Origin of the sequence: Ruoffia sp. FAM 20857 (assembly GCF_045528645.1) — a bacterium.
GTDB lineage: Bacteria > Bacillota > Bacilli > Lactobacillales > Aerococcaceae > Ruoffia > Ruoffia halotolerans.
On the sequence record NZ_JBGQRB010000063.1, the window covers coordinates 1 to 8,742 of the forward strand.

Here is an 8,742-nt window from a genome sequence, read left to right on the forward strand (position 1 = left end):
CTTAGTTCCACTAAGCGAATTGGTAGAGTCTGCTTACGCAAGGTATTGAACCGCCGTGTACGGAACCGTACGCACGGTGGTGTGAGAGGTCGACTAGTCAAATAATGGCTAGTCTCCTACTCGATTGGCCATTAATTTAATAAAGAAGCAAAGAAATAAAAGATCTTAATCCTATTTAGTAAGCGATGATAAGGGTAAAACATAGAGAGAGAAAGGCGATAAAATACCGCTAATAAAACAGAATTGAGAGACTTACAATTGGAAACACATATAGCATTATAACATAGCATAAAAAGGGCTAAAACTCTATATTATCGCCAAAAAATTTACATTAAATTTACAAACAAAAAGGATTTTGAATACTTTTTTAAGGCTTAATGTGCCAAACTTTAACCAATGAACAATGCAGCATTCGTTGTTTTCTTACAAAATATCTTAAGAGGTGAATCGCGTGCAAGTTAGATTTGAAAATGTCACCATGGACTATGGTGATAAAGAAGTACTACATGAGCTAAATTTCACGATTTCCGAACATTCCTTGATGTCGATACTTGGCCCTAGTGGCTGCGGGAAGTCGACAACCTTGATGCTAATTTCAGGGTTGATCAAACCGAATAGTGGTCATATTTACTTTGACGATAAGGATGTTACTGCTTTAGATGCTGTTAAATGAAAAGTGGGAATGGTGTTTCAAAACTATGCCTTATATCCTCATTTAACTGTCTTAGAGAATATTATGTTTCCGCTTAAGATTGCACATGTCAAAAAAACAGATCGTCTCAAAAGAGCTACCGAATTGGCTGATCTCGTGCAAATTTCAGAACATATTCATAAAAAACCGAAACAATTATCAGGTGGTCAGCAACAACGGGTAGCAATTGCACGGGCTTTAGCTAAAAAACCACAGATTCTATTGATGGATGAACCGTTATCAAATCTTGATGCGAGATTACGGATCGAGATGAGAGAAGAAATTCGAAGAATTCAACAAGAAACTAATATTACTACCGTGTTTGTGACTCATGATCAGGAAGAAGCCATGAGTATTTCTGACCAAGTAATGGTACTTAATGATGGGCATATACAGCAAAATAGTGAACCACAAACGTTATATGATTTCCCTGAAAATCAGTTTGTAGCACAATTTTTGGGAAATCCTGTTATCAATATATTACCTACTACTAATGATGTCATTAATACTTCAAGTTTGAATTTTTCACCTTCTGACTTAGCTAAAGCAGTCAGTATAGGGGTTAGACCTGAAAACTTAAGGGCAGTTACTAATGAAGAGCAAGCACTCTTTAGTGGAACAGTGAAACACCTGGAAAGATTTGGTAAGAAGAGTACCTTGAAACTAATCAATGGTGACTTAGAGGTGACAATCAGCGACGTTTTGAACCATTACGAATTAGGAAATAAAGTCAGCGTAGTAGCTGATAGCGAAGATATTCATTTGTTTGACCAAGCAGGCCAGTCAATCGCGATCAAGGAGGCGTGACATGATCCAAAAACCCACTTTAAAAAGTTCCTTGAAAGCATATCTTTATTTACTTCCGGCATTGGTAATATTGGTCATTTTTAATATTTACCCAATTTATAAATCATTCGCTATGAGTTTTTATACGGACTATAATTTTTTCCAAAATATCGTGAATGCATATGGGTTCGATAACTTCGTTAAAATATTCAATGACCCTAATTTTTATTTAGCTGTGCGGAACACATTCATTTTTGTAATAGGAGTAGTTCCCGTCTCAATCGTATTATCACTTGCGATTGCTCTTTTATTAAATCAAATTAAATGGCTTTCTAGTTTTTTTAGAACAGTTTACTTCTTGCCATTTGTCACGAGTACCGTAGCTATTTCATTAGTATGGAGCTGGATCTACCACACTAGATTTGGGTTAATGAACTACTTTCTTAGTTTTTTGGGGATAGATCCAATTGCATGGTTGACAGATCCTAAATACGCCATGTTAGCGGTAGTGATTATGGCTATCTGGAAAAGTTTGGGATTCAATATCATATTGTTTTTAGTTGGGTTGAACAATATTGACAAAACCTATTATCAAGTTGCTGAAGTCGATGGTGCAAGAGAATGGCAACGATTTACAAATATCACGATTCCCTTATTGAGTCCAACAACTTTTTTGATCACTGTTGTTGGGACAATCAATAGTTTTAAGGTATTTGATGAAGTTTATGCCATGTTCCAAGGCCGTCCTGGACCAGCTAAATCCACATTGACTGTTGTGTATTATTTATATGAAAAGTTCTATACAGAATATCAATATGGCATTGCAGCTGCCGCTGGAGTCGTTCTGTTTGTGATTATTTTGATCATCACGTTGATTCAAATGATCTATAATCGGCGATTCGTCCATTACTAAGGGGGCCTTTTTAAAATGACTCAAAAAATAAAACTCACGATTTGTTATGTTTTGTTGGGCATTGGAGCTATTAGTAAGCTGTTACCGTTTATTTGGATGGTTTCTACATCCTTAAAAACGGCTGGAGAAGCTACTGCGATGCCACCAATCTGGATTCCAAAGAGTTGGAAGTTCAGTAACTATGTGACTGCGTGGAATGCCGCTCCATTTGGTAGATACATGATCAATAGTATTATTGTTACCACTTTTTCAACACTCGGAGAGTTAGTTACTACCATATTTGCAGCCTTTGCATTTGCAAAACTACAATTCTATGGAAAAAACCTGATATTTACAATCTTAATGGGAACAATGATGGTTCCAGGTGAACTATTGTTAATTCCAAACTTTGTGACACTATCACGCTTTGGTTGGATTAATACTTTTTTTGCGTTGATTGTGCCTTGGCTCGCTAGTGTATTTTCGATTTTCATGCTTCGACAAACATTTCAATCCGTTCCAAACGAAATTTATTATGCTGCAAAAGTGGATGGGGCGAGTGATTTTAGGTTCTTATGGGAGGTGATGGTACCCTTAGGTAAATCTAGTATTGTAGCGATTGCAGTTCTAAAAATCATTGGAAGTTGGAACTCGTTTGTTTGGCCACTTATTGTGACAAACGAACAAAGCATGCGGACACTTCCAGTCGGATTACAAGCTTTTACGACAGAAGCAGGAACAAAATTTCAGTTATTGATGGCAGCATCAACAATAGTGATCATTCCTATGGTAGTGATCTACATTTTCTTACAAAAGTATATTATTGCTGGGATTTCCAAAAGTGGCATTAAAGGATAAGGAGCGGAATAATGACAAATCTTTCAGGATACAAAAAGGTCGTAGGCGGCGCACTTGTATTAGCAAGTGCCTTCACATTAGTAGCGTGTAGCAATAATGGTAATAATTCATCTAACGGTGGGGACTCTGGTTCAAATGACGATAATAAAGCACCGGTTGAATTAACTTTTTGGCATGCTATGAATGGCCCCCACCAAGAGGAAATTACTAAATTAGTGGCGGCATTCAATGATTCTCAAGAGGATTATAAAGTTGTAGAACAAAATCAAGGAGATTACGATACACTTCAGCAATCGATTATGGCCGCAGGGGCGTCTGGCGATTTACCAACATTAGCACAAATTACACCGGGAAATGCGCCAGACTATACTAAAAACGGCTTGTTAATTGCATTAGACGATTTGATGACTGGGGATACAGGGTTTAGTCAAGAAGAATTGGACGATATTTATCCAGGCTTTTTGGATAGTTCAAAGTATGACGGTAAAACCTATGCTTTTCCTTTCTCAAAATCTACTCGGATTATGTATTACAACCAATCTGTTCTAGATGAATATGATGTCGAAGTGCCTGAAACGTGGGATGAAGTTGTTGCATTAGGAGAAAAGATGACTTCTAACAGTGATGACAGAGTTGCAATGGGATTTGAGAATTCTTTTGAAATGGAATATGAAACGATTGCCAAGCAAGCTGGGGCTAAATTCATAGAACCAGAAACCTTAGAAACTGATATTGCTGGCGATAAAAGTGTCGAAGCATTGCAATTTGTGATGGATCTCATCGATAAAGGTTATGCGCGTACTGCCGGAGAAGATGGTCACTTCTCAGGACCGTTTGATCGTGATGAAAGTGCCCTTTATATTGGATCTAGTGCGGGAGTATCTCATGTTGCAGAACCTGCTGAAGAAAGTGGCATAGAATGGGGAACTGCTGAAATTCCTACCTATAATGACTCACAATTAACGCTCTTTGCGGGTAATGATCTGGGGATATTCTCTTCGGCTTCTGAAGAACAACAAGCCGGTGGTATGGCATTTATCAAGTTCTTATTGGAACCTGCAAATACTGCAGAATGGGCTATGGCTACAGGATATGTTCCAATCAGAAAGTCTGCTCAAGATGAACAAGATTACAAGGATTACATTGCAGAACATCCTGAATACGAAGCAGCAAACAAAGAACTTGCCTATGGACAATCTGAAACATCATTTGTTGGGTTTGGACAATTCAGAAATGTCTTGTTAGAAACACTCGACAATGTATTATCTAATAAAGCTGATGTTAAAGAATCACTACAATCTCTAGAAGATCAAACCAAAACGATTATTACAGACAATAACTAAAAAACAATAATAACTAGAAACATGGTGTAAAAATGACTAAAATCAGGTTTTGGAATGGGCTTGATACGATTGGTGGAAATATTGTAGAAGTTGCGACCGAAACAAGTAGAGTCATTTGTGATTTTGGGGCTGCCGGGGATTTATCGGCAGCCTCTCTTGACAATGATTATACGCCACTAGAAGCAGGTATAGTAACGGGCCTTATTCCAGCAATTCCAAACCTATTCGAGACAAGTAAATTTAAAGATATTGTATTATCTGATGTTTCAAAGAGTACAAAAAACACTGCGATTTTCATTTCTCATCTGCATTTAGATCATATGGCTTTATTACGGTTTTTACCAAAGGGTACGGATGTCTATCTATCTGAGGACTCGGTAAAATTGTTTGAACAGTTAATCAAAGTTGGTGAAGACGAGAGCGTAATGGCTTCAATTAGACCATTCGTTTATGAAAAAACAGTTAATGTCGGTGATATTTCAGTAGTAGCTTATGAGAGTGATCACGATGTTGTTGGTATCAGTGCTTTATTTATCGGTACACCAGGTTATAAAGTGATTCATTCGGGAGACTTAAGACTAAATGGTGACCATCCAGAGACCATTAAAAGATGGGTGGAGAAGGCTAAAGAGTGGCAACCAGATATGTTGTTGATTGAAGGGACAAGCTTTAGCTTTGACGATTCAAACGATACAATTGAAGAAGCGGTTACGGAAAAAGCGGAAAAGAAAAACGAAGTCGTTCTGGTAACAGAGCACGATTTAAGGAGATATTTTGAAAATTTATTGAAGACTAGTACAGAGTTATTAGTTCTGAATCCATATATTCGAAATGTCGAAAGATTAAAAAATTTAGTCGAGCTAGCAAATAAGGCCGACCGACCACTTATATTAGAGAAACCTTATGCGACTATTCTCAGAGCATTTTATCCAAATCTACTACTTTATGTGCTAAAAGAAGAATTTGAAGATAATTTCACAGATGATGAGTATAGTGGGGTAAAAAATCGTTCAAAAAAAGATTTGTCACAGGAAAATAGGTTGTTGAATGATTCAAGTGCCAAGATAGTTACACTGGATGATATTCGGCAAAATCCATCTCATTATGTCCTTCAGAATAGCTTTAAACATCTCAATCGATTAATGACACTGCCTAGTGGTAGTTATTTGCATTCAAATGGTGAGCCATTAGGAGATTATGATCCAAGATTTAAGGAAATGAAGGAAACTTTAGAAAGATATCAATTTAAGTTTGTATCATTTGGAGCAAGTGGGCATGCTAGTCAGGAAGATTTGTTAAAAGTAGCAACTACTATTCAAGCTAAGTTGACAGTGCCATGGCACACTTTTAAACCGAAACACTATGGGAATATTCTAGCAAAAAATGGTTTAAAGATATCTTTACCACAAAAGAATAAAAGGTATAATTCTTCTAAAATATGATTTCAAAAATAATTTAGGTGAGACTAAAGGATTTACACCATTAAAAATGTAACGTAGAGTGCCAAAACAATACGGTTGTGATGGCACTCTTTGCTTTTTGCTGGTTATTTACTCTATGTTGAGGGACAGATTATTATATTAAGATTTAATACGGCCAAATACTATTTGATAATTTGAAACTTGTCTTAATACTACTTTCAAAATAATTTAATTGTGATATAATATACAAAAACAGAAGCGACAAGGTGAAAGTTTTATCAACATCCTCATATCCTATTACTAGCTGATGGCTAATAATACTCAGATGGGTTTGTTTTTATAAGTTTCTACCTATTGCGAGAAGGAGGAAAATGATGAAAATTACTATTGCTGGTGCAGGTGCTATGGGTAGTCGTTTCGGATTAATGCTTCATAAGGCTGGACAGGAAGTTTTCTTGGTTGATGGTTGGAAAGAGCATGTAGAGGCAATTAATCGCGATGGACTTAAGGCAAATTTCAATGAGAAGGATATTGTGGAAAAAATTCCGGCAGTTTTGCAATGTGACATCCCAACCGACTTTAAAACGGACCTTATCATTTTATTTACTAAAGCACTGCAGTTGGACGACATGATGCAAGCATTGAAACCGATTATCCATGATCGAACTGATGTATTATGTCTGTTGAATGGTATTGGGCATGAAGAGATCATTGAAAAATATGTAGGCTTGGACCATATTTTCATTGGTAACACAATGTGGACAGCTGGGCTTGAAGGCCCTGGTAAAGCTAAACTCTTTGGAACTGGATCAGTTGAACTCGAAAATCTTGGAGAGGGGCAAAGTGCGAAAGCTGAAGAAATCGCTAATGTGTTGACCGAGGCTGGGTTAAATGCTAGCTATTCAGATAATATCCGGTATTCTATCTATCGTAAAGCTTGTGTTAATGGGACGTTAAACGGTTTATGTACGATCTTAGATTGTAATATCACAGGCTTCGGTACTTGCAAATATGCTCATGAGATAGTGACAAGCATTGTTTCCGAATTTGCAGCTGTTGCCAAACACGAAAACGTTTCATTAGATGTAGATGAAGTGATTCATCATATTGAAGAGACCTACGATCCTGAAACCATTGGATTACATTATCCTTCAATGTATCAAGATCTAATCAAAAATCATCGTTTAACAGAAATAGACTTCATTAATGGAGCTGTTGCTAAAAAAGGTGAAAAGTATGGTATCAGTACTCCTTATTGTAAATTCTTAACAGAGTTGATTCACTGTAAAGAAGAGATTTTAAAAGCAAAATAAGGTATTAATTTAACGACTTGAATTATTTAATTGAAACATGATATGGACTATCATTGGAATCATGAAAAGAAGTAAAAGATATAAAATATAGAATAGAAAGTCAGGCGAATATATGACAGACGAAAAAATATCACCAAAAATGTTTATGAATAAAGTGTTAAATGGGACGGCTTTGGGAATTATCATAGGACTAATATCAAATGCGGTTTTATCAGGTATTTTAAAATTCTTTGGAGATAATGTTTTTGCAGTTACCTTGACTCAAGTAGCAGTTATTTTTCAGTTAGGAACGCCTTTGATCATTGGAACATTGATTGCTCACCAATTCGGGTTTAAACCAATGACAATGATGGTCACTGGAGCAGCTGCTTTTATCGGTAGCGGTGTAATCAAGTTCAATGTTGAAGCTGGGGCATATGTAGGTGCAGGCACAGGAGATATCATCAATACGATGTTGACTGCGTCTATAGCAGTGTTACTGATTCTTTGGATTAAGGACAGTTTTGGATCAGTTGCTATCGTATTGACTCCAATAGTTGTTGGTTGTGGCGCTGGTCTTATTGGTGTTTTCCTTTTACCATATGTCAGTTATATCACAACAGGTATCGGTTCTATTATTAATACTTTTACTGAATTGCAACCTATTTTGATGAGTATTTTGATTAGTTGCTCTTTTGCATTTCTTATCATATCACCAATTTCAACGGTGGCAATTGGTGTAGCAATTCAATTAAATGCAGTTTCTGCTGGTGCAGCCGCGATGGGTGTTGCAGCAACGACCTTGGTACTTGTCGTAAACTCATGGAAAGTCAACAAATCTGGTGTAACGATTGCAATCGCTTTAGGTGCTATGAAAATGATGATGCCTAACTTGTTTAGAAAACCAATCATTTTATTACCATGTTTCTTTACCGCAATAATATCTGCGATACCAGTAGCCTTGTTCTCAGTATCAGGGACTCCAGCTTCAGCAGGTTTTGGTCTAGTTGGTATAGTAGGTCCTTTAGCTTCGATCGATGCCGGATTAAATGTTATCCTTGCTATAATCGTCTGGTTCGTTGTACCTACAGTAGCAAGTCTATTGGGACAATTCTTATTTGAAAAGGTATTTAAGCTATATGATCGTAAAGACGTCTTTGAGTTTTTAGATTAACCTAGGTAGCAATTTTTAAAAATATTTTAGAAAAATATTTAGATCCTGAACAATTCATACTTTTCGTTGAAACATGTGCCAACTGCCTAACGGCAGCTTAAATTTACTTTTTCATTTTTACCTGTTAAGTGATGAAAAAAGAACCCCATTCTGATATGGTAAAGGTGTCTAAACCAACCATAAGAAAGGAGTTCTCTTCATGATTAGCTTACACAAAAACCAGGTAAAATTCAATTCAAACATCATCATTTCGCATACAGGTGGTCGTTTATCGAGTGATTCGGG

6 protein-coding genes and 1 pseudogene are annotated in these 8,742 nt (G+C 36.6%); all 7 read left to right on the forward strand.

Annotated features, from left to right (window positions below; all coding sequences use genetic code 11):
- Window positions 1-451 precede the first annotated feature (451 nt).
- The 7 genes and pseudogenes from ACEN4N_RS10530 to ACEN4N_RS10560 all read left to right on the forward strand — a co-directional run bounded on the left by ACEN4N_RS10530 (window position 452) and on the right by ACEN4N_RS10560 (window position 8,457).
- A pseudogene (locus tag ACEN4N_RS10530) lies at window positions 452-1,498 on the forward strand (ABC transporter ATP-binding protein).
- Window position 1,499: 1 nt separating this feature from the next.
- The gene (locus ACEN4N_RS10535; protein ID WP_407090898.1) at window positions 1,500-2,390 is read left to right on the forward strand and encodes a carbohydrate ABC transporter permease; all 891 of its coding nucleotides are present in this window, start codon (window positions 1,500-1,502) and stop codon (window positions 2,388-2,390) included.
- Window positions 2,391-2,405: 15 nt separating this feature from the next.
- Window positions 2,406-3,227, forward strand: coding sequence for a carbohydrate ABC transporter permease (locus ACEN4N_RS10540; RefSeq protein ID WP_407090899.1), 822 nt, complete (start codon window positions 2,406-2,408; stop codon window positions 3,225-3,227).
- A gap of 11 nt (window positions 3,228-3,238) precedes the next feature.
- Complete coding sequence (locus tag ACEN4N_RS10545; RefSeq protein ID WP_407090900.1) at window positions 3,239-4,570, forward strand: ABC transporter substrate-binding protein; 1,332 nt, start codon at window positions 3,239-3,241, stop codon at window positions 4,568-4,570.
- Between the two features lie 32 nt (window positions 4,571-4,602).
- On the forward strand, window positions 4,603-6,012 hold the full coding sequence (locus ACEN4N_RS10550) for an MBL fold metallo-hydrolase (protein ID WP_407090901.1): 1,410 nt from the start codon (window positions 4,603-4,605) through the stop codon (window positions 6,010-6,012).
- 353 nt (window positions 6,013-6,365) lie between these two features.
- Entirely contained in the window at window positions 6,366-7,304 is a 939-nt protein-coding gene (locus ACEN4N_RS10555) for a 2-dehydropantoate 2-reductase (protein WP_407090902.1), read from the forward strand.
- Window positions 7,305-7,416: 112 nt separating this feature from the next.
- Window positions 7,417-8,457: a PTS sugar transporter subunit IIC gene (locus ACEN4N_RS10560; RefSeq protein ID WP_407090903.1), complete on the forward strand. Its 1,041-nt coding sequence runs from the start codon at window positions 7,417-7,419 to the stop codon at window positions 8,455-8,457.
- The last annotated feature ends 285 nt before the right edge of the window (window positions 8,458-8,742 follow it).